Consider the following 21513-nt stretch of genomic DNA (forward strand, 5'->3'; position numbering starts at 1 on the left):
CACGCACAGGCCAGCGGCACACTCTGATGGCATCATAGAAGCGGCGTTTCTTACGTCGTTTCTTTTATCTGTATGGTGGTAGCTCTGCCACTGTCATACGGTTAATGCCCAAAGTATGGGTAAAATAGTTCGGTATAGTTATTGTTAATGCTTGTTTCAGGAGAACCGAATGAATCAGCCTATTAGCCCCGAGCTTGAACCAGGCTTGTCGCTGCGCAAGATTACGCACATCTGCTATGGCTTGTTTTCTTTGGCTATGATCAGTGCAGGTATCTTCGGTGCTGCAGCTGTAGCAGCTGTGATTCTGGCTTACGTCAAACGCGGTGATGCATCGGGCACAATTTATGCCAGCCATCTGGATTGGGTCATCAAGACTTTTTGGTGGGGCCTGTTGTGGATGGTGCTGAGCGCTTTGCTGACGACCATCTTTATTGGTTGGGTAACCGCGCTGGTAGCCTTGGTCTGGATTATTCATCGCTTGATCAAAGGCTGGCTGGCTTTGGCGGGTGGTCAGGCCCTGGGGCACGATTACTAAGCAGATCTAGTATGAAGATTGCTCTGGCTAGGCCAGAAAGAGGTAATTTAAAAGGTGCTCTGATGAGCACCTTTTTTTATGTGACCTAGTTTTGTGATGTCGTTTCGATCCGCTTTGAACTGGATCTGCCTTGAGTGTCCTGGATATACAGGCTGACTCCGCCTCATGGCATGACTGGCAAGCTGTGTTCTTTACCCTGTGCAAGCCTCACGGAAAAACCATCAAGACGTTTTAACCGCGTTTCAGAAAGTCTCGCTATACAAGGCAGGGCGTGCACCGTTTCAAGCCTTGCATCCGGGCGATGCCTTGGCTAGTTCCGAGCCGTTTCCTGCATGGCTGGATTTATCTCTATCTATGGGCGCTCAAAAGGGAAGCCTCAGGGCGCCAGCAGGTGGATCTGCTCGATGTGCATATGATGCATACATTCACGCAGCAGCAGTAGGTAAATACCCAGGTTCTGATTGTTAACCAGCTGATGGATATTTTCCAAAGAACCAGCGTTAATCATTTTCAGACTGACGGCCCCTTGGCTGGCGGCGGCATACAGGGTGAACAGGTCGTCAATCGTGTCCCGATTCAGGATGATGTGCTGCTCTCTGCCTTGGGCCTGATGGAGCCAGGTGCCAAGTTCTTCTGCGAACTCACTGGCGGCAAATACCATGAACTGACGCAGGTCCAGGCTGGCTGGCATGATGGCGTCTTCTACGACTTCGATGGCATGTTCCAATTGCGCTGCGCGTGAACTGGAGTCTGAAAAGCAGCTGGCCAACAACTGGACTCCGCTTAGTTCCGGGAAGTGCTCGGTATGTACAGGGGCGCCTTTATGAGCCAGGCTGATTTCGGCATGATCGGCACTGAAATCCAGGATGGCCACTTGTGCCTGGGGATGGGCGGCTTGCAGGTTTTGCAGCAGTACTGATGTACTGGTTGGAGGTGGTGGTCTGGAGCTTTCTGACATAAATATCCTTAAGGTATTTCAATCCGTGTGCTCTTGCTCTCCTGCTTGCTTGAATAGAGCCAAAGCAAGATGCCGTTGTGTGTCGTGATCCACGATGGGGGCCGGGTAGTGTTGTCCCAGCCTGAATTCGATAGGGAGCTGCTTGGCCTGCCAGGGTGCGTGAACAGCCTGCTTGTCCAGCGACGCCAGCTCAGGCACATAGCGGCGTATGAATTGTCCGTCTGGATCAAATTTACGTGATTGGGTGATGGGATTAAAGATGCGAAAGTAAGGCTGTGCATCGCATCCCGTGGAGGCGGCCCATTGCCAGCCTCCCACGTTAGAAGCCATGTCGTAATCAAGCAGCTTCTGGGCAAAGTACTGCTCACCCCAACGCCAGTCTATCAGCAAGTCTTTCACCAGAAAGGAGGCGCTGATCATGCGTAGCCGATTGTGCATATAGCCTGACTGGTTCAACTGGCGCATGGCGGCATCAACAATTGGATAGCCGGTCTGGCCGTCTTTCCAGGCCTGAAACCAGTCTTCGCGATTAGGGAAGGGTAGATCCTTGTAGGCGGGTTTGAAGCTCTCTGTGGCTGTCTCAGGGTGGTGCCACAGGAACTGCTGGTAGAACTCTCGCCAGATCAGTTCACTAAGCCAGGTAGCCGAACCTTCAGAGTCGCTGGGCCAGGCCAAAGAGACGGCTTGGCGAATAGATAGCGTGCCAAAGCGCAGATGTGGGGCAAGATAGGAGACGCCTCGTTTGGCCGGAAAATCCCTGAGCATCTGATACGCGTGGATTCTGGGTTCGAATTGCTCCAGCAAGGTCTGAGCTCCTTGCCAACCCGCAGGGTTCAGCAGTTTTGCGCGAGACTCTCCCTGAAAGCCCAATTCGTTCAAACCTGGTAAAGCTTGCTCAGGTAGCACAGCCCATTGCCCGTGCGAGCAATCATAGGCCTGGACATCCTCCGATTGGATACGTGCCAGCCAGTTCCGCTTATAGGGCGTAAAAACCGTATAGGGCTGCTTTTGCTGTGTCAGGATTTCATCTCGCGCAAAAATGACCTGGTCCTTGAAAAGCTGCAGCTCCACGCTTTGTGTAGAGAGGGCATGGCTGACAGTCTGATCCCGAGTGATTGCCGCAGGCTCATAGTCCTCGTTCGTATAGACGGCTTTTGCATTCAGGCTGCTCGCCAGCTCTGGGATTTTTTGCACAGGATCGCCGTAAACCGTAATCAGTTCGCTGCCATACTGGCGCAGTTGTTCCTGAACCTGTAGCAGGCTGTCGTAGATAAAAGCCAGCCGTATATCATCGGCGGGCAGGGACTTCAGAATTGTGCTGTCAAAGACGAACACACAGGCCACGGGCAAACCGCTTTTCAAAGCATGGTGCAAAGCTGCGTGGTCGTGCAGGCGCAGATCCCGGCGCAGCCAGCATAGAACACGTGGGGCTTGATCAGGAGGGGCAGAGGTTGACATTGAGATGAGGACGCGAATTCAGAGGCTTGATGATGCCACATGAAAAAGGGCCGCGGCTGAAAGCTCAGCGACGCGGCCCGATATTGCCAGAGGTGCCCAGGCACCCCACGCTTATTTCAAGTGAGTGCTGACCAGCTTGGTCAGTTCAAACATGGAGACCTGGTCCTTGCCGAACAAGGGGCGCAGCTTGGCGTCGGCGTTGATGTTGCGACGGTTCTTGGGATCCTGGAGATCGTGCTTCTTGATGTATTCCCAGATTTTCTTCGTAACTTCAGTACGCGGCAGCGCGCCAGGGCCAATCACAGCAGCCAGGGTCGGGCTAGGAGTGAGTGGTTTCATGAAGGCTGCATTGGGTTTGCGGGTAGCAGGCTTTTTTTCAGTGCTGGCCATGAACGGAACTCCTGAGAAACGAGTTGAAGGGGCGGGTTATGCGCTAGGGCACGACTTGTCTGTCAGCATACCGTGATACCCCCTATACGTCCAAGCCCTTTGTGCGTAAGAGCTTTTCCCGTCTGTAAGCAGATTTTCCAGTGTTTACAGGCTGCTGCAATGCACTATTAATTTGGGCTCGGGATTCCTGGGCCAATCATGCGCAGCACAGGTAGCTGTAGCATAATGGTGGATTCGGCCTGCTGAAAGGCAATTGTGGCACCTGTTGCTTTATCGACGGTTCAAAGCACAGGGCCTTTGTTTGATATTGAGTAAAGATATGAGCCCTACTGTGGATACCCTGGTCATTCGTCGTCCTGATGATTGGCATTTGCACCTGCGTGACGGTGCTGTGTTGGAATCGGTCTTGGGCCATACTGCGGCACAATTTGACCGGGCTATCGTCATGCCCAACCTGACCCCGCCCGTTACAGCCACCGCACAGGCTCTGGCCTACCGCGAGCGTATTCTGAGCGCCCTGGCCAAAACCGAGTACGTCGGCAAGTTTGAGCCTTTGATGACTTTGTACCTGACGGACAATACTCAGCCTGAGGAAATCGTTCGCGCCAAGGAAAGTGGGTTTGTGCATGGCGTGAAGCTGTATCCCGCCGGTGCCACCACAAACTCCGATGCAGGCGTGACAGATTTGCTGAAGAACTGTTCCAAGGTGCTGGCCCAGATGCAGGAATCGGGAATGCCTTTACTGATGCACGGTGAGGTCACGGACCCCAGCATCGACTTGTTCGACCGCGAAGCCGTATTCATCGAGCGTGTGATGATTCCCATGCGCAAGGCTTTTCCCGAACTGAAAGTGGTGTTTGAACACTTGACCACGGCAGAGGGTGCCGCTTATGTGAGCCAGGCCGATGGCCCGGTTGCCGCGACGATCACGGCGCATCACCTGCTCTATAACCGTAATGCCTTGTTCCAGGGTGGCTTGCAGCCACATTGGTACTGTTTGCCGGTCCTGAAGCGCGAGAAGCACCGTCAGGCTTTGGTGGATGCCGCCACCAGCGACAGCAATCGTTTCTTCCTGGGCACAGACAGTGCACCGCATTCGCGTAGCCGCAAAGAGCAGAGTTGTGGCTGTGCGGGCTGTTATACCGCGCTGCACGCCATGGAGTTGTACGCGTCGGCTTTTGACAAGGCCGGACGTCTGGACCGCCTGGAAGCCTTTGCCAGCCTGAATGGCCCTGCCTTCTATGGTCTGCCGGTCAATGAAGGAACAATGACTCTGCAACGCAGCCAGTTCACCATTCCTGAGTCCGTGGAAATGGCTGGTGAGCCATTGATTCCTCTGGCTGCCGGTCAGGCTCTGGACTGGAGTGTGGTGAGCTAAGGATGAAAGAAGCCGCCCGATTTCAGTGTCTTTGATGGCGCTGAGTCGGGCAGCTCCTGATACCTGGTTTCACTGCGAGATAGCTCCGTGGAAACTGCTTTTCTTGATATAGCGTGGTCTGCCTTGGCAGTTCGTATGGCCGCCACCGCTTTGGTTGTTGTTCTGGTTTCGTGGTCAGTCGGGGCATTTGGCCCCTTGATTGGTGGTGCGCTGGCGGGCTTGCCCATGGTATTGGGCCCCGGCTTTTATTTTCTGTCCCAGCAGTTTCCTGCCGATTATGTGCAGCAGGCGGCAACCTATGCCGTGTATTCGCTAAGCGCGACTCAGCTGTTTTTGCTGCTCATCATTCTTTGCGCACCCACTTTGTCGCCCTGGCGCACCTTGTTGTGTGCGGTAGCTGGTTGGGCGGTGGCGGCCTTGCTCCTGTCCTTTATGCCCGTGCAACCTGTTCTGGGGCTGGCTTTGTTTATTGCTGTGACTGCATTCAGCTTGCGTGTTTCGCGTCGTCTGGCCGGCATGAAAGGCAGCAGCAAAGCGAAGGCGGGCTGGGGCTTGCTGATATTCAGAGGGGCTTTGGCAGGACTTCTGGTCGCTATCGTGACCACCAGCAGTTCTTTGCTGGGGCCGAGCTTGTCCGGGCTGATTATGGCTTTCCCTATTGGCTATACCGTGGTGGCGGTGACCATCCATCAAACCTTAGGTGCGGCAAGCTTGGTAGCGACCTTGCGTTCAGCGTTGTGGGGGACAGGCAGTCTGGCGGGGTTCTGCACCACGCTGGCGCTGACTTTCACGCATTTGCACTGGCTGACAGCCTTGTTGCTGGCTGCCGCCGTGTCGATTGCGATTACCTTGCTATTGGTGTTTCGCCCCTGGGCTCGCCGGGGTTAAGCACTTATTCTGCGTCGAACAGATCCTGACCCTGCGTGTTGCGTGGAGGCGTTAGCCCCAAGTGACGCCAGGTGTTCAGGGTAGCAATGCGGCCCCTGGGAGTACGTTGCAAAAAGCCGTGCTGGATCAGGTAGGGCTCGATCACATCTTCGATCGTGTCGCGCTCTTCGCCAATGGCTGCGGCCAAGCTGTCTACCCCTACTGGACCACCGTCGAATTTATGCACGATGGCTTCCAGCAGTTTTCTGTCCATCAAATCCAGGCCTTGCGGGTCCACTTCCAGCATGGACAGGGCAGCTTGAGCACACTCGGTATGGATAATGCCGCCGGTTTTAACTTCGGCGTAGTCGCGCACCCGGCGCAAGAGCCGGTTGGCGATACGTGGTGTGCCGCGTGAACGGCGGGCAATTTCGTAAGTGCCTTCATCGGTTGTGCTGACATTAAGCAGCCCGGCACTGCGCGCCACGATATGCGTCAGGTCTTTGACGTCATAGAACTCCAGGCGAGACACAATGCCAAAGCGGTCGCGCAAGGGATTGGTCAACATGCCAGCGCGAGTGGTGGCACCGACCAGGGTGAAGGGCTGCAAATCCAGTTTGACGCTGCGGGCGGCCGGGCCTTCGCCAATCAGGATATCAATTTGAAAGTCTTCCAGCGCTGGATACAGAATTTCCTCCACGACGGGGGACAAGCGATGGATCTCGTCAATAAACAGAACGTCGTTGGGTTCCAGATTGGTCAGCAAGGCAGCCAGATCACCGGGGCGTTCTAGTACGGGGCCGGAAGTCTGGCGCAGGTTCACCCCCATTTCATGGGCAATGATGTGAGCCAGGGTGGTTTTACCCAAACCGGGAGGACCAAACAGCAAGACGTGGTCCAGCGCTTCCTGGCGCTGGCGCGCAGCGGCAATAAAGATTTCCAGCTGTTCGCGCGCCCGGGCTTGCCCGACATAGTCCTCCAGCATCTTGGGTCGCAAGGCGCGTTCGATGGACTCTTCGTTGGGTGACAAGGGTTTGGGCGTGATGATGCGCTGTTCAGAAGGCAGGCTGGAGAGCGAATCGGAGTGTATGGCCATGATGACTACGCTGATTGAATATACAGTATGGTACACCAAGCACCCGCCGCCTGAGTACCAAGGAACATGGCGATGTGCATGGAGTGTCTGTGCAAATCGCTTGCCTTGTGCAGGCAGGCTAGTTTTGTGTGGGCAGGTCTAGGCTGCTTCGCATGGCATCGCGCATAATGTGGGCTGGAGTTTTCAATCGAGATTTTAGCCATGTCCCTGGAATTACCTGATTTTGCTGATGTTGTGGCCGCTGCTGAGCGCTTGGCGCCTGTGGCACACCGCACACCAGTCTTGACGTCCGCAACCTTGAACGAGCGCCTGAATGGCGAAGTCTACTTCAAGTGCGAGAACTTTCAGCGTATTGGTGCTTTCAAGTTTCGCGGTGGCTTCAATGCGCTGGCGCAGTTGAACGAGCAGCAGAAAAAAGCAGGTGTCGTGGCTTTTTCCTCTGGCAATCACGCGCAGGCGGTGGCCTTGTCGGCCAAGCTTTTGGGTATCCCGGCCACCATTATCATGAATTCGGATGCTCCGGCTGCCAAACTGGCTGCAACGCGCGGCTATGGTGCCAAAGTGATCGAGTACGATCGCCTGACCCAGGATCGTGCCCAGATTGCACAAGAGTTGGTGGATCGTGAGGGGCTGACCTTGATTCCTCCCTTTGCACATCCCGATGTCATCACGGGGCAGGGGACGGCTGCATTGGAGCTGTTTCAGGACGTGCCGGACTTGCAGCAGTTCTACGTTCCCTTAGGAGGCGGTGGCTTGCTGTCGGGCTGCTTGCTGGCTGCCAAGGCCATGGCTCCGGCTTGCGAAGTCTTTGGTGTGGAGCCGCAGGCAGGGGATGATGCCCAGCAGTCCTTGCGCAGTGGGGAGATCGTCAAGATTGCGCCACCTGCATCCATTGCTGATGGGGCGCTGACCCAAGCTTTGGCACCGATGACATTTGAGTTGATTCGCAGCATGGTGACGGATATTTTGACGGTGCCTGATCCCGAGCTGGTTCAGGCCATGCGTTTCTTTGCGGAACGCATGAAGATGGTGGTGGAGCCTACAGGTTGCTTGGGTGCCGCGGCGGTAATGCGGCAGGGTGATTTGCAAGGCCGCAAGGTCGGTGTGCTGATCAGTGGCGGGAATGTGGATGTGTCCGCCCTGGGGCGTCTGCTCGCTTGATGAATGGAATAGTGAAAAAAACCGGGCCGTTCATATGAACGGCCCGGTTTTTTATACATAGTCGTGTCGTATCAAGCGCGTGACAGCGACTTCAATGCCTGCTTGATCCCTTCCGACACATCAATATCATCCGGCAAGGCTTTGACAGCAATACTGGCCTCCTTGTTGGAGTAGCCCAGGGCTTCCAAAGCGTGCAACACATCATCACGGCTATTGGGAGTGGCGCTGACGGCGCCACCGCTGCCCAGGTCTGCACCCAGCTTGCCACGCAGTTCCAGCAAAAGACGCTCGGCGGTTTTCTTGCCTATGCCTGGAATCTTCACCAGACGGGAAGTCTCCTGGCGGGTAATAGCATCGGCCAGCTCTTCAGCACTCATGCCCGAAAGCAAGGACAGGGCCGTGCGGGCGCCAATGCCGGTGACTTTGATCAGTGCCTTGAAAGTGCTGCGCTCGTTCAGGCTGGAAAAGCCAAACAGCACGTGAGCATCTTCACGAATGGCCAGATGGGTGAACAGATTGACCTGCGCGCCCAGTTCCGGCATTTGGTAGAGCGTACTCATGGGTACATCGATTTCATAACCAACCCCACCCACATCCACACAGATGGTAGGCGGTTGTTTTTCGATCAAGGTACCCCGGATGCGACCTATCATGACGTTCCTTCTGGATAGTTAACCCAAGATCCGGCCAGCGCGAATGCGACGGCGCGGCCCGGTGGTGATGGCTCCGCTTTTTTGCAGGCCGCCCACCACACTGCTGTGATGAGCATGGCTGATGGCGCAGGCCAGGGCATCGGCCGAGTCCGGCGCAGGCAGGCCGTTCAGCTGCAGGAGCCGCTGTACCATCAGCTGGATTTGTTCTTTGGCAGCATGGCCGCTGCCGGTGACGGTTTTCTTGATCTGCAAGGCCGTGTACTCATGCACATCCAGCCCACCTACCGCCAGCGCACACAAGGCGGCACCCCGAGCCTGTCCCAGCAAAAGGGTCGAGGCAGGGTTGCTGTTTACAAAGACTTTTTCGATGGCAGAGGTATCGGGCTTGCTTTGCTCAATCACTTCCGTGATGTGAGTCAGAATCAGCTTTAGTCGCTCTGCCAGAGGCAGATCAGGCGGGACCACAATGGTCCCGCTGGCCACATAGCGCAAGCTGGGCCCCTGGGCGTCGATCACTCCGAAACCAGTGCGACGCAAGCCAGGGTCTATGCCCAGGATTCGCATATTAGTGACGGAAGTGGCGTGTGCCGGTCAGGACCATGGCAATTCCACGCTCGTTGGCGGCGGCAATGACTTCGTCATCACGCACGCTGCCGCCGGGTTGAATCACGCAGGTGGCGCCCGCTTCGGCAACCACATCCAGACCATCGCGGAAGGGGAAGAAAGCGTCGGACGCGACAGCCGAACCCTGCAGGGTCAAGCCAGCGTTTTCAGCCTTGATGGAAGCGATGCGGGCAGAGTCCACACGGCTCATCTGGCCAGCGCCTACGCCCAGTGTCATGCCCTGACCGCAGAACACGATCGCGTTGGATTTCACGTACTTGGCCACGTTCCAGGCAAACAGCATGTCTTGCATTTGCTGGGCGCTAGGTTGGACTTGCGTCACGACCTTGAAGCCTTCGGTGTTATCGCGGAACGTGTCGGGTGTTTGTACCAACCAGCCGCCACCGACACGCTTGACGTCAAACGCGTTGTGAGCCTGGCCGGGCTGAATGCTCAGCACGCGTACGTTTTTTTTCGCGGCAAACACGTCCAGAGCACCTTGAGTGTAGGAAGGTGCCAGCAGCACTTCCACAAACTGGCTGCTGATCGCCTGAGCGGCTGCTTCGTCCACTTCGCGGTTGAAGGCAATGATGCCGCCAAAGGCCGAAGTTGGATCGGTTTGGAACGCTTTGCGGTAGGATTCCTCGGCGGTTTCGCCCAGGGCTACACCGCAAGGATTGGCGTGCTTGACGATGACGCAAGCGCCCGCGTCAAAGCTGCGTACACATTCCCAGGCGGCATCGGCGTCAGCAATATTGTTGTAGGACAGTTCCTTGCCCTGCAATTGCTTGTAGCGACCCAGCAGACCTTCACCAATGGTGCCGTCTGTGTAGAAAGCCGCGCTTTGGTGCGGGTTCTCGCCATAGCGCAGAGTCTGCTCCTGTTTGAGCTGAATGGTCAGCACATTGGGCCAGGTGTTCACTTCGGGGGCGCTGTCCTGGGCAGGCTCGGCTTGAGCCAGGCTGCTCAGGTAAGCCGCGATGGCACCGTCGTAAGCGGCGGTGTGGGCGTAGACCTTGGCAGCCAGTTCCAGACGCAGGCCGTAAGAAGGGTGACCAGCAGGGCCGTCCATATCAGCCAGCACGCGTTCGTAATCGACGGGGTCAATGACGACACAGGCGCCGCCTTCAGGCGTGCCGTGGTTTTTGGCAGCAGCGCGCAACATGGCGGGGCCACCAATATCAATGTTCTCTACCGCATCGGCAAAGGTGCAACCAGGCTTGGCAATGGTTTCACGGAAAGGGTAAAGGTTGACGACCAGCAGATCGATACGGTCAATGCCGTGCTCTTCCAGAGTCTTCAAGTGTTCGGCGCTGTCGCGACGGGCCAGCAGGCCACCGTGAATTTTTGGATGCAGTGTTTTGACACGGCCATCCAGAATTTCTGGCGAACCGGTGTGCTGGGCCACTTCGGTAACAGTCAGGCCGGCCTGGGCCAGCAGCTTGGCCGTGCCGCCAGTGGATAGAAGCCGCACTCCCCGCTGGGCGAGTGCTTGGGCAAATTCGACAATACCGGTTTTGTCGGAGACAGAGAGAAGAGCTGTCTGGATTTTCATGGAAGGTGAGACGTGAGAGTTAGGAATCAGGGTTGCAGATTGTGGGCGCTGAGCTTCTTGCGCAAAGTACTACGCGTGATGCCCAGCATTTCTGCGGCCTTGGATTGGTTGCCCGCGGATTTCTCCAGGGCAACTTGCAGGACAGGCCGTTCCACGCAGGAGATGACCATCGACAACAGATCGCGTGGCTCGGATTCGCCCAGATCGGCGAAGTAGCGTTCGAGGCGTTCACGTACGGACTGTTCTAGTGGGTTGGTCGTTGACATTTTTTTCTGAAGGTATACGTAGTACTTAAATACAAAAGAGCCACACAGCTGTCTGTTATTGCAGGTAGGGCTGGTCCAGGTCGCATTCTTGAAACCAGTGAGTAATGGCTTCTAATTGATCTGCACAGTTTTCGATACGATTAATCTGATCCAGCCAGTGTCGGGAGTCCGGCATATCCGACAGATACCAGCCTATGTGCTTGCGGGCAGTACGTACTCCAGTGTGCTGCCCGTAGAAAGCGTAGTGGTCTTGCAGGTGTTCGATCATGCAATCGCGCAGCTCGCCAAAGGTGGGGGCTGCACGATGTTCGCCATGTTCGAGGTAATGCAGGATTTCCCGGAAAATCCAGGGACGTCCTTGCGCGGCTCGACCGATCATGACGGCATCCGCTCCGGTGTACTCTAGTACGAATTTTGCCTTTTCGGGACTATCGATATCCCCATTGGCGATGACCGGAATAGAGAGGCTGTTTTTGACTTCGCGTATGGTGTCGTATTCGGCGTGGCCCTGGTAGAAGTCGCAGCGTGTGCGGCCATGCAGGGTCAAAGCGGCGATGCCGATATCCTCGGCCAAGCGGGCAATACGAACAGCATTGCGCGATTGCGCATCCCAGCCGGTGCGGGTCTTGAGTGTAACCGGAACCTGGTAGGGAGTACATGCCTTGACAACGTGTTCAAGGATTTCAATGATGCGTGGCTCGTCACGCAAGAGCGCGGAACCCGAGGCCACGTTACACACTTTTTTGGCCGGGCACCCCATATTGATATCGATGATGCGAGCGCCTTTGCTGATATTGAACACGGCTGCTTCGGCCATCATTTCAGGGTCGGAACCGGCAATCTGTACAGCAACCGGATCAGCCTCACCCTCGTGATTCAGACGTCGGGATGTTTTTACGCTGTCCCACAAGCGCTTGTTGCTGGCGGCCATTTCCGAGACAGCATAACCGGCGCCCAGCGTCTTGCACAGACGACGATAAGGTCTGTCTGTGACTCCAGCCATGGGGGCAATGAAAATGGGGTTAGGAAGGGTCCAGGGGCCGATACGCATGGGGAAGATTTTAACCCTGCGGCACGGCTTCGTGGGCAAGGACTTACAAGAAGAAAAGGGCAGGCCCCGCATCGGGACCTGCATGACAGAGGGGCCTAGGCGCGCATCCCTTGCAGCAATTGCCGTGCAAAGGGCTGACGAGCGAACGGCAGGGTGTCCATGGCCAACAGCCCCAGACCACACGCATGTTGTATCAACGGATTCTTGGTCGCAAACAGACGCGGCAAGGTGTCGGTGATGGCGGCTGTCAACCAGCGATCGGGGCGACGCAGACGGGCATAACGCGCCAAAAAGGGATCGGGGTTCTGGCTGCAATCGGCTTGCCACGCGGCCAGACACTGTGACAATTGTGCGACATCACGCAGGCCCAGGTTCAGGCCCTGACCGGCCACCGGGTGCAAGGTCTGGGCGGCATTGCCGACTGCCAGCAGGCGCTCGGACAAGCGGCTGGGGCCGGCATGAAAGGCGAGGGGAAAGATGTGACGCTTGGAGACCAGCTCCAGATGTCCCAGGCGCTCTCCAAAGGCTTGCAACATGGCGGCCTGAAACGCCTCGACCGGCAGTTCGGATAGAGATTGGCTGCGTTCAGGGCTGTTGCACCAGACGATGGCATACAGGTCGGGTGCATCAGGGTGGGGCAGTGCGGCAAAGGGGCCGTGTTCGGTAAAGCGCTCGTAGGCCCAGCCGGTTTGAGGCTGGCTGGCGCGCACCGTCGTCAACAAGGCGTGCTGACCGTAATCGCGTCGCACGCCGCTTGGACGGACGCCATCACATTGCACGGCAATCAAGGCGGTGGCCTGACCCGCATCGTGGTCGACCAGAATCTGTTTGGGGGCGGAGTGAGTGCGGGCTTGCTGAGCGGGCAGCAGCGTGACGCCGCTGTCCCGGAGCCGGGCATGCAGGGCCCAGAGCAAATCATCGTAATGAACTACAGCGCCCAGATCGGGTACGCCCAGCTCGTCGGCCTGAATCAGGCAGCGGCCCAGACGTCCCTTTTGGGAAACATGCACGGTGCGCATCAGGGAGGCGCGCTCGGGCCAGGCTTTGAGCTGATTCAGAATCAGGCGACGGCTGCCGTGATTCAGGGCCAAGGTGCGTGGATCGCCCTGGGCATGTTCGGTACTGGCCAGATTGAAGTTTTTCCCCAGAACGGCAATGCGTGACGGGCTTGGGTGCTGGGCAGCCAGCATTAGCGCCAAAGATGCGCCTACGGGACCGGCGCCACAAATGGCGATGTCGTAGTCGGTGGCATTCATGGGGGACCTCATGACGGCAAGGAAGTAATTCAGGTATTGTACGGGAAGGTGGCTGTCAAATTGGCTTTAAGCAAATGACAGCTGTGCGCAATGGCTGGCAGCACAAGCCCGGATTGGATGCCCTGCATGTCTCAGCAGACTTTGTCATTTGAACAGACCAAACCTTTTCGCCATAAAGTCACCGCTGCGTGGCTGTCTCTTCTATTAGGTGTGGTGGGCGCACAGCACCGCTATCTGGGCAGACGTTTTTGGTATGTCCCTTTGATGTTTACCAGCCTGGCCATTCTGGGAACGCTGGTGTTTCAGCAGGGGCTGGATTCGTTATTCCCCAATTTGCTGATCTTGCCGGTCAGTGCCGGGATTATCGAGGCCGTGATTCTGGCGCTGCGTAGCCCCGAAAAATTTGACGCGCTCTACAACCCCCAAAGCGAGCAACACAATCAGCATGGCTGGCCCAGCGTCCTGACAGCGGTGGTCTCGACGGTTGCCTTTGCCAATATCAGCCTGTTCTGGCTGGTACACATCATCATGGCCTTTTATCGTTATATGGGCTGGCTGGATCTGTCTGTGTATTAAACACATCAAGTGCCTTGTAAAGTAAAGGTTTTTCACAGGCCTGCCCTTGTGGCGAGGCCTTGCGCACGTTACAATACGGGTTCTTTAGTTTTATAGGAGCTGTGTGGTGAATCCCGACCCCGGCGACAGTGCTAGTCGATCTATGTTCGACCTATCTATGTCCAGGCGCGTTCAGGCCCGCTGATTCCTTCACAGCTTGCCGCGTCCTGGAAATTTCAGGGCGTGGTGTCTCAGGCGGCTGTTCTGCTGCCTTAAATTCCCCGCCATTTCATTCTCTGGAAAGCCCTTGGCTTTCTGAATCCTGATGTGTTGCAACTTTAATGTGCAATAGGGGGAATGTATGCGTATTTTCGATCTCTTTTTGCGCCGTGCCGGCATCCAGGCTTCTGCCCTGCGTGCTCGTGCCCCTTTGTCCGTCTCCCGTTTGACGGTTGTCTGCCCTCGTGGCGATCTGGCCCAGATCCGGCGTCGTATTTACTCGGACCTGAATACGGCAGGTATCCGCGTGGCCAATGTGCAGGTAGACCATTCCGATACGCACGATACCGCGTGTGTGACCTTGACCTGCCCGCCTGAACTGCGCGCAGAGCTGATGCAGCGTGCACGGCTGATTCGGGATTATCCCGGTGTGCTGAATGTGAAGTGGGCAGGACGGGAGCGTATTGCTATAAACTAAACCGCAACTGGATTTGCGGATGGCGCTGCTATGTCCTTGCTCGACTGGCTGACACCTTGGGAGTTTTCTCCTGTTCTGCTTTTGACCTTTTTGCTGGTCATTGCTTTGTACGTCCGGGGGCGGCAAGTACACCGCCCCAATCTTTTGCGCCAGTCCTTCTTCTGGATTGGCCTGATTCTTCTCTACCTTTCCTTGCACACGCGCCTGGACTATTACGCCGAGCGCATGTTCTTCATCCATCGGGCCCAGCATTTGATCTTGCATCATCTGGGCCCCTTGTTCCTGATGGGAGCCTACCCTGGCCAGACCCTGCGCGCCGGCCTGCCTTTAAGCTGGCGTCGTGCTCTGGCTCAATGGCTGCGTAGACCCAGTGGCCGACGTGTCCAGGCTGTCCTGACCAATCCGATACTGGTCGCCTTTCTGTTTGTTTTCCTGGTCCTGATCTGGATGCTGCCCACGGTGCAGTTTTACTCCATGCTGGACTGGCGTTTGTACCGTTTGATGAACTGGTCTGTAGTTATCAGCGGGATCATGTACTGGAACCTGATTCTGGATCGTCGGCCTTCGCCGCCGGCCCGACTGTCGGTGGGTGGGCGTATACTTTCGCCGGTTATTACCATGGTGCCGCAGATGGTTGTGGGCGCCATCATCACCTTTACCGAATACGACCTGTATCCGATTTTCGATTTATGTGGTCGTGCCATTCCCGGCATGGATGCGCTGGCTGATCAGGTCATGGGGGGCCTGATCATGTGGGTGCTGGCCGGTCTGGTGGAAGTGTTTGGCCTTTTGTATGCCTTGGGCACCTTGATGCGCCTGTCAGCGCGTCACCGTTTGCCAGAATCTCGCAAGCGGGCAAGCGCTATGATGGTCAGGGCCAATTGATTTTGTCGGGAGTATCCATGCAGTTTAAACCCGCCCGTTCCGCGCTTTCTTTATGTCTGGCATTGTCGCTGGCGTTCAGTTCAGTGTTGCCTGTGCAGGCGCAGCCTATGGGCATTCCCTCCATGGGGGCGGCCTCGGGCGCCGAGTTGTCGCCGGCTTTGGAAAGGACGCTGGGCAACGCCATCATGGAGCAGGGCAGGCGCTCGCCTGAATATGTGTCGGACCCGGATATCAATCAGTATTTGACGGATATGGGCCGCAAGCTGGCCCAGTATGGCCCGGCCATGGCGCAGCCTGTGACGGTGTTTGCCCTGCGCGATAGCAGCATCAATGCCTTCGCCTTGCCCGGTGGCTATATTGGTATTCATAGCGGTCTGTTTACGGCTTCACAGTCCGAGTCCGAACTGGCCTCGGTGCTGGCTCACGAAATTGCCCACGTAGCGCAACGTCACGTTGCTCGCGGTATTACTCAAAGTGCACAAAGCAACCATTTGCTGATTGCCGCCCTGGCAGGTGCCTTGTTGGGCGCCTTGGCGGGCAGTGGTGATCTGGCGATGGGGGCGGCTGCCTTCGGGCAAGCGGCCGCGGTGGACCGTCAACTGGGCTTTTCGCGTCAGGCCGAGCAGGAAGCTGACCGGGTTGGCTTTGAAATGCTGCTCAAGGCAGGCTACGAACCTCAAGGCATGGTGCAGATGTTTCAGCGTCTGGCCGCGGCTTCGCGTCTGAACGAACGTGCGACAGCCAATGAGTACGCCAGCACTCACCCCATGTCCCAGCAGCGTGAATCGGACATCAGCAACCGGGTGCGTGGTCTGCCAGCCAGCAATTATCAGGATACGCCCTCGTTCTGGTATATCCGTGCGAAGTTGATGGTGATGCAGGCTGGGGGCGGGCAGTCCTTGCGTGTTCTGGAGCAGGCGCTGCAAAGCTCGAATCAGTCGCAAAGCGATCTGGAGCGTTCGGCGGCACAGTATGGCCTGGCCTATATTGCGCAAGGCCGCCAGGATTACGAGCAGGCCCGCGCGCATCTGGCCCAGGCGCGGGCGCAAGGCAAGTTTCAGGCTCCTGAACTGGATACCCTGGATATACGCATTGCGATTGCCGATCGTGATGTACAAGGCGCCCTGAACTTGGCCAAACAGGCCTGGCAGCGTTGGCCCAAGAGCCAAGGGGTTGCCCTGGCATATGTGCAGGTCCTGCAGCAATTGGGGCAGAACGATCAGGCCCAGGCTTTCTTGATGGATCGCATCAAGCAATGGCCTGATGAACCCCAACTGCATCAGCTGCTGGCACAAACGTACGACCGTTTGGGTGATGGGGTGAAAGCCCGACGTGCCATGGCTCAATATTATGAATTAGTTGGGGCCTTGCCTACGGCGGTGGAGCAATTGCAGCAGGCGCGCAATCTGACTCAGGACTTCTATCAGCAGTCCGAGCTGGATACGCAGATTCGCCAATTGCGCGAGCGCGTTGAAAGTGAGCGTGTCTTGCTGGAGCGTTTCCGCTCCTGATGAGCCCGCAGGCCCGCTTTAACCAGTCTTAGCTATTGGTTTCGAAGAAGCGGGCCAGCCGTGCGGGTAACCAACCCATATTGCCGGGGATGCTGCCCGTGATGAAACCGACGTGCCCACCTTCGGCAGGTTGGTGCAGCAAAATGGAGTCCGAGCAATCCTGAATCGTCGGCAAGCTGGCATGTGGCACGAAAGGGTCGTTACGGGCATTCAAAACCAGCGTGGGGATTTTGATATTGCGCAGCAAAGGTTTGCTGGACGCACGCGTCCAATAATCCAGCGCATGGCTGAAACCATGCATGGGCGCGGTATAAATATCGTCGAAGTCGCGTATGGTGCGGGCCTGGTTCAAGCGGGCCGTATCGACCATGCCGGGAAAGCGGTGGGCCTTGTCCTGCAGCTTGCTGCGCATGCTTTTCAGAAAATAGGGCGAGTAGAACCAGCGACCCATTCGGGATTCGGACAGGTAGCGGCCGCAAGCGACCAGATCCAGGGGTACCGAAATGGAGGCACATGCCTGCACCCAGGAAACCTCATCACCCGCTTCACCCAAATACTTGAGCATGGCATTGCCGCCCAGCGAGGTGCCGGCTACGTGCCAGCGTACGTTGGGCAGATGGCCGCGAACAGTATTCAGGATAAAGCTGATTTCCTCCGAGTCGCCCGAGTAATAGGCGCGCGCCATGCGATTCGGAAAACCCGAGCAACCGCGGAAATGAGCGACCACCACAATCCAGCCGCGCGCGCGAAAGTATTGCGCAATGGCCTGGATGTAATGGCTGCGGCTGCTGCCTTCCAAGCCATGAAACAGAACCAGGGCATGCGTATCGGCCGTGCTGGGCAGGCTGTCCCAATCCTGGGGCTGCATCCAGCGGCGGGCGGCGGTGCGGGATAGATGGGCGTCGGGCTGGGCGGTGGCGCCGTTGGCCAGCTTGTCTGCAAACAAGCCTGGTCCGGTCCAGTCCAGATCCAGGAAGTCGCCATCGGGTGTATCAATCCTTTGGCGGACAAAGGCGATATGGTGATGGCGGGCAAAAAATGCCCCGTGGATAGTTTGGAGGTGTCCGCCAGGCAGCCAGGCGGGCAGAGGGCAGGCGCTGGAATCCAGACGGGCAACCACGTCGGTGTGACGCCAGGGTTGCGCGTCTGCGCCGGGCACAGGGCCCGGCTCTATCGCATTGCCAGAGGGGGGAGCAGTAGGGTCCAACGAAGCCAAATTCAGAAATTAATGACCGTGAACCTTTTCGCCTTCTTTCAGGCGGTAGCGGGCACCACAGTAAGGACAAGCGGCTTCGCCGGTTTTGCTGATATCGATATACACGCGGGGGTGCATGTTCCACAGTGAGCCACCTGGACGGGGGCAATGCACGGGCAGATCGTCGGCTCCGACCATGATCAGTTCGTGATCTGCTTTTTTAGGTTCGATAGCGGCGCTCATAGGATTCCTGATAAACAATGAGAGGGGTAAGAATACCGTGCACGCAACGGCAATGCCGAACTTTACGTGCGTAGACTAGGGATTGTAGCAAGACCCGGCCTGTTTTTTCTTGACCTTATTAAGAGAGCAAGATGTTGGGGGCCGTCTTTTGCTTCTAGAATAAGCAAAATCATAAGCAAAGCTGCCATCGCTGTTTCCAGCTTGCGGGCAGCACATCTCAGGAGACGGCGTGTCAGCCATCACAAGATTATCGGCCTTGTTGCCCAGTGCACAGGATCGTGTGCACATGCGCGCCGGTTTTATCGACTTTATTCCCGCCTTGATTGCCACTGTGGTCTGGGGTTTTGTGACGGGCGTGGCCATGGTCAAGTCCGGCTTGAGCGGGTTCGAAGCCACCTTGATGACCTTGTTTGTGTATGCCGGCTCGGCCCAGCTGACGGCGTTGCCGCTGATCGAGTCTCACGCGCCCTTGTGGCTGATTTTCACCGCCGGTTTCATTGTCAATATTCGCTTCATTATTTTTGGAGCGGCCCTGCAGCCTTTTTTTCGTCATTTGAGCTGGAAAAAACGCTTGGGCCTGGGCTATATCACCAGTGACATGGTGTTTGTGCTGTTCATGTCCAAGTATGGTGACGCCAAGGAACGCGGCTCTCGCGAGCATCTCTGGTATTACCTGGGCATCATCCTGCCCGGCTGGTTGAGCTGGCAGATCGCTTCTCTGTCGGGCATTGTGCTCAGTGCCTATGTGCCGCCTTCCTGGTCGCTGGAGTTTGCCGCCATTCTGGCCTTGCTGGCGCTCTTGATTCCCCTGGTCAACAACCGTGCCATGTGGGCCTGTTTGATTACGGCCAGCGTGATTGCGTGGGTCGGACAGGCGCTGCCCCTGCGTTTGGGACTGGTGGCAGCGGTGCTTGGCGGAGTGCTGGCCGGCGTGGCGGCAGAACAACTGCAACGGCATAGGGATGCACGGTGATGAGCGATTGGCAGTATGATTGGTACGTTTTGGGTGCAATCGCCCTGTTGGTGTTGTGCAGCTTGCTCACCCGCTCAGGCTATTTCATGTTTGGTGATTTGCTGCCCCTGACCGAACGTATGCGGCGCGCCTTGCGCTTTGCTCCGGTAGCTGCTCTGGCAGCAATCATTATCCCGGAACTTTTGCCTTGGGCTTACGGCGACACCCCCCGATTGGATATCAAAGCTCTGGCCAGCCTGGTGGCTGTGCTGGTGTTCATCCGTACCCGTAACGCTGTTTGGGTAATCGTGGCCGGGATGGTGGCGTTCTGGCTGATACGTGCCGTGATGCCATAAAATCCTGACGCGAGTACTTACACGCCCGTGACTGCTGTTGAGGCAGGCGGGCATAAGTTAAAATAGGATTGTTACAAATGCTTGCCACTCGTGGCAAGCCGACTTTTTGCGTACATGACAGATAAAACTCCTTCGACTCCCAATGACCTTACGTTTGCTGATTTCGGTCTGCACCCTGGAATATTAAGCGCCGTTACCGAGGCGGGATATTCCAAGCCTACGCCTATTCAGGCCGAGGCGATTCCCGTGGTGCTGGCCGGCCGTGATGTCATGGGGGCAGCCCAGACGGGTACAGGTAAGACGGCAGCCTTTTCCTTGCCTATCCTGAATCGTCTGATGGCACACGCCACGACCAGCGCCTCGCCCGCCCGTCACCCGGTGCGGGCTTTGGTGTTGACGCCAACGCGCGAATTGGCCGACCAGGTGGCTGAGAGCATTGCGCTATACAGCAAATCGGTCCCGCTGCGTTCGACCGTCGTGTTCGGTGGTGTGGATATTGGTCCGCAAAAAGAGGCCCTGCGTCGCGGTGTTGAAATTGTCATCGCCACGCCAGGCCGTCTGCTGGATCACATTGATCAGCGCACGATCAACTTGAGCCAGGTCAGCATTCTGGTGCTGGACGAAGCGGACCGCATGCTGGATATGGGCTTCTTGCCCGATCTGGACCGTATTGTTTCCTTGCTGCCCAAGAATCGCCAGGGCTTGCTGTTCTCGGCGACATTCAGCAAGGAGATTCGCAAGCTGGCCCGCAACTTCCTGAATGATCCGGTCGAGATTGAAGTGGCAGCCCGCAACGCTACCGCATCGACAGTCACCCAGGTGGTGTACCCCATGTCAGCTGACGAGAAGCGTCGTGCTGTCGCGCATCTGATCAAGACCAAGAAGCTGACCCAGACTATCGTCTTTTCCAATACCAAGATTGGTGCCGGTCAACTGGCGCGCTATCTGGAACGTGAAGGCATCAAGGCGGAATCCATCCACGGCAATAAAAGCCAGCTGGAGCGCATGAAAGTGCTGGACGCCTTCAAGAGCGGTACTGTGGATGTTCTGGTCGCTACCGATGTGGCCGCCCGTGGTCTGGACGTGGCCGGTATGCCTTGCGTGATCAACGTGGACCTGCCGTACAACGCTGAAGACTATGTGCACCGTATTGGTCGTACCGGTCGTGCCGGTGCCTCGGGTGAAGCCATTGCCTTGATGGCTCCTGATGAAGAACACTTGCTGCAGGAAATTGAAAAGCTGATTGGTACGGCGGTGCCACGCTTGAAGCTGGAACTGCCATCTGTAGCCTCGTCTTCCCGTTCTGGCTCCAACCGCCACGAGCGTGGTGAGCGTCGTTCGTATCAGCCGAACACACCACCTGTGGACGAGTTTTTCCTGAAGCCTTACGAGCCATCCACCGCTGCGGCTCCCAAGCCGGCGGTGACGACTCCTTCCAGCACAACGCGCAAGCGTTCGGTGGGTGTCCTGTTAGGCGGCGGCCGCTACTAAGGCGCGCAAATCCCCTGGCCCGGTATCAAGTACCGGGCTGCGTTCTGAGATGCTGTGCACCAGACGCTCCAGATGTTCGATATGAGGCAGCATGGGACCGTAAAAAACGGTCCCATTTTCGTTCTGGATCAATAAGGTGGGGAAGTCCTCGATATCTTCATCGCCCAGCAGCTCGGGCTGCTCTTCAATATCAATCCAGATCAGGCAGGCTTGAGGGAACTGTGTGGCCAGAGCCTCAAAGGCAGGCTGATATTGCTGACAGGTTTTGCACCATTCGGCGCAAAAGCAGGCAATCAGCATAGCGTCGGGCTCGGCTTGCAAATGGGCCGCCAGAGCGGGCAGATCGTGTTGGGCGTTGAACAAGGCCATAATTTCATACAGACAAAAAGAAGCGACTGTGT

The 21513-nt window shown here is 56.8% G+C and carries 24 protein-coding genes; 11 read left to right on the forward strand and 13 right to left on the reverse strand.

Translation table 11 applies throughout. The features are described 5' to 3' along the window. Positions 1 to 169: 169 nt before the first annotated feature. Positions 170 to 535, forward strand: coding sequence for a membrane protein (locus Q9R35_RS17720; protein WP_042486956.1), 366 nt, complete (start codon positions 170 to 172; stop codon positions 533 to 535). 376 nt (positions 536 to 911) lie between these two features. On the opposite strand, the gene Q9R35_RS17725 is transcribed toward Q9R35_RS17720, so the two are convergent. The 3 genes from Q9R35_RS17725 to Q9R35_RS17735 all read right to left on the reverse strand — a co-directional run bounded on the left by Q9R35_RS17725 (position 912) and on the right by Q9R35_RS17735 (position 3341). Beyond that, positions 912 to 1493, reverse strand: coding sequence for a hypothetical protein (locus Q9R35_RS17725; RefSeq protein WP_042486958.1), 582 nt, complete (start codon positions 1491 to 1493; stop codon positions 912 to 914). Between the two features lie 18 nt (positions 1494 to 1511). Beyond that, positions 1512 to 2951, reverse strand: coding sequence for a deoxyribodipyrimidine photo-lyase (locus Q9R35_RS17730; RefSeq protein WP_311220208.1), 1440 nt, complete (start codon positions 2949 to 2951; stop codon positions 1512 to 1514). 111 nt (positions 2952 to 3062) lie between these two features. Further along, the gene (locus Q9R35_RS17735) at positions 3063 to 3341 is read right to left on the reverse strand and encodes an SWIB/MDM2 domain-containing protein (protein ID WP_042486959.1); all 279 of its coding nucleotides are present in this window, start codon (positions 3339 to 3341) and stop codon (positions 3063 to 3065) included. 319 nt (positions 3342 to 3660) lie between these two features. On the opposite strand from Q9R35_RS17735, the gene pyrC reads away from it, so the two are divergent. Together pyrC and Q9R35_RS17745 are read left to right on the forward strand one after the other, a co-directional pair. Next, the gene (gene pyrC / locus Q9R35_RS17740; protein WP_042486962.1) at positions 3661 to 4719 is read left to right on the forward strand and encodes a dihydroorotase; all 1059 of its coding nucleotides are present in this window, start codon (positions 3661 to 3663) and stop codon (positions 4717 to 4719) included. A gap of 135 nt (positions 4720 to 4854) precedes the next feature. Next, positions 4855 to 5607 carry a hypothetical protein gene (locus tag Q9R35_RS17745; RefSeq protein ID WP_042486966.1) on the forward strand — a complete coding sequence of 251 codons (753 nt, stop codon included), beginning with the start codon at positions 4855 to 4857 and terminating at the stop codon, positions 5605 to 5607. A gap of 4 nt (positions 5608 to 5611) precedes the next feature. On the opposite strand, the gene ruvB is transcribed toward Q9R35_RS17745, so the two are convergent. Continuing rightward, positions 5612 to 6682, reverse strand: a complete 1071-nt coding sequence (gene ruvB / locus Q9R35_RS17750) for a Holliday junction branch migration DNA helicase RuvB (RefSeq protein ID WP_003803078.1) — start codon at positions 6680 to 6682, stop codon at positions 5612 to 5614. 201 nt (positions 6683 to 6883) lie between these two features. Between ruvB and Q9R35_RS17755 the strand changes: the two genes are divergently transcribed. Then, a complete protein-coding gene (locus Q9R35_RS17755) occupies positions 6884 to 7843 on the forward strand; it encodes a threo-3-hydroxy-L-aspartate ammonia-lyase (protein ID WP_197313685.1) in 960 nt (319 codons plus the stop codon). A gap of 71 nt (positions 7844 to 7914) precedes the next feature. Here the strand turns inward: Q9R35_RS17755 and ruvA are convergent, their stop codons facing one another. From ruvA to Q9R35_RS17785, 6 genes are all read right to left on the reverse strand, one after another. Continuing rightward, positions 7915 to 8496, reverse strand: coding sequence for a Holliday junction branch migration protein RuvA (gene ruvA / locus Q9R35_RS17760; protein WP_026484735.1), 582 nt, complete (start codon positions 8494 to 8496; stop codon positions 7915 to 7917). An 18-nt stretch (positions 8497 to 8514) separates the two neighbouring features. Further along, positions 8515 to 9060, reverse strand: coding sequence for a crossover junction endodeoxyribonuclease RuvC (ruvC, locus tag Q9R35_RS17765; protein ID WP_003803085.1), 546 nt, complete (start codon positions 9058 to 9060; stop codon positions 8515 to 8517). A 1-nt stretch (position 9061) separates the two neighbouring features. Next, entirely contained in the window at positions 9062 to 10654 is a 1593-nt protein-coding gene (purH, locus tag Q9R35_RS17770; protein ID WP_026484736.1) for a bifunctional phosphoribosylaminoimidazolecarboxamide formyltransferase/IMP cyclohydrolase, read from the reverse strand. A gap of 26 nt (positions 10655 to 10680) precedes the next feature. Further along, positions 10681 to 10920: a helix-turn-helix domain-containing protein gene (locus Q9R35_RS17775; RefSeq protein ID WP_003803089.1), complete on the reverse strand. Its 240-nt coding sequence runs from the start codon at positions 10918 to 10920 to the stop codon at positions 10681 to 10683. Positions 10921 to 10975: 55 nt separating this feature from the next. Continuing rightward, on the reverse strand, positions 10976 to 11971 hold the full coding sequence (gene dusB / locus Q9R35_RS17780; RefSeq protein ID WP_021446962.1) for a tRNA dihydrouridine synthase DusB: 996 nt from the start codon (positions 11969 to 11971) through the stop codon (positions 10976 to 10978). Between the two features lie 95 nt (positions 11972 to 12066). Further along, complete coding sequence (locus Q9R35_RS17785) at positions 12067 to 13227, reverse strand: FAD-dependent monooxygenase (protein ID WP_197313684.1); 1161 nt, start codon at positions 13225 to 13227, stop codon at positions 12067 to 12069. Positions 13228 to 13353: 126 nt separating this feature from the next. On the opposite strand from Q9R35_RS17785, the gene Q9R35_RS17790 reads away from it, so the two are divergent. The 4 genes from Q9R35_RS17790 to Q9R35_RS17805 all read left to right on the forward strand — a co-directional run bounded on the left by Q9R35_RS17790 (position 13354) and on the right by Q9R35_RS17805 (position 16875). Continuing rightward, positions 13354 to 13803 (forward strand): hypothetical protein, encoded by a 450-nt coding sequence (locus Q9R35_RS17790; RefSeq protein ID WP_226791379.1) that lies wholly within the window; start codon positions 13354 to 13356, stop codon positions 13801 to 13803. Between the two features lie 340 nt (positions 13804 to 14143). Continuing rightward, positions 14144 to 14479, forward strand: coding sequence for a hypothetical protein (locus Q9R35_RS17795; protein ID WP_003803097.1), 336 nt, complete (start codon positions 14144 to 14146; stop codon positions 14477 to 14479). 30 nt (positions 14480 to 14509) lie between these two features. After that, positions 14510 to 15364, forward strand: coding sequence for a cytochrome c oxidase assembly protein (locus tag Q9R35_RS17800; RefSeq protein ID WP_063691359.1), 855 nt, complete (start codon positions 14510 to 14512; stop codon positions 15362 to 15364). 17 nt (positions 15365 to 15381) lie between these two features. Continuing rightward, a complete protein-coding gene (locus Q9R35_RS17805; protein ID WP_042486981.1) occupies positions 15382 to 16875 on the forward strand; it encodes a M48 family metalloprotease in 1494 nt (497 codons plus the stop codon). A gap of 28 nt (positions 16876 to 16903) precedes the next feature. Here Q9R35_RS17805 and Q9R35_RS17810 read toward each other — a convergent pair whose 3' ends face one another. Both Q9R35_RS17810 and Q9R35_RS17815 read right to left on the reverse strand, forming a co-directional pair. Beyond that, a complete protein-coding gene (locus Q9R35_RS17810) occupies positions 16904 to 18034 on the reverse strand; it encodes a YheT family hydrolase (RefSeq protein ID WP_086046127.1) in 1131 nt (376 codons plus the stop codon). Positions 18035 to 18100: 66 nt separating this feature from the next. After that, a complete protein-coding gene (locus Q9R35_RS17815) occupies positions 18101 to 18313 on the reverse strand; it encodes a zinc-finger domain-containing protein (protein WP_026484742.1) in 213 nt (70 codons plus the stop codon). A 286-nt stretch (positions 18314 to 18599) separates the two neighbouring features. Between Q9R35_RS17815 and Q9R35_RS17820 the strand changes: the two genes are divergently transcribed. From Q9R35_RS17820 to Q9R35_RS17830, 3 genes are all read left to right on the forward strand, one after another. Then, complete coding sequence (locus Q9R35_RS17820) at positions 18600 to 19286, forward strand: AzlC family ABC transporter permease (protein WP_042487085.1); 687 nt, start codon at positions 18600 to 18602, stop codon at positions 19284 to 19286. After that, a complete protein-coding gene (locus tag Q9R35_RS17825; protein ID WP_009460095.1) occupies positions 19286 to 19621 on the forward strand; it encodes an AzlD domain-containing protein in 336 nt (111 codons plus the stop codon). The genes Q9R35_RS17820 and Q9R35_RS17825 overlap by 1 nt, the downstream gene beginning before the upstream one ends. A gap of 114 nt (positions 19622 to 19735) precedes the next feature. Next, positions 19736 to 21112, forward strand: coding sequence for a DEAD/DEAH box helicase (locus tag Q9R35_RS17830; RefSeq protein ID WP_081251470.1), 1377 nt, complete (start codon positions 19736 to 19738; stop codon positions 21110 to 21112). Here the strand turns inward: Q9R35_RS17830 and Q9R35_RS17835 are convergent. Beyond that, positions 21092 to 21481 (reverse strand): thioredoxin family protein, encoded by a 390-nt coding sequence (locus tag Q9R35_RS17835; protein ID WP_042486987.1) that lies wholly within the window; start codon positions 21479 to 21481, stop codon positions 21092 to 21094. The genes Q9R35_RS17830 and Q9R35_RS17835 overlap by 21 nt on opposite strands. Positions 21482 to 21513 lie beyond the last annotated feature (32 nt).

It is taken from the genome of Alcaligenes sp. AB3 (genome assembly GCF_031844565.1).
GTDB classification, from domain to species: Bacteria; Pseudomonadota; Gammaproteobacteria; order Burkholderiales; family Burkholderiaceae_B; genus Alcaligenes; species Alcaligenes faecalis.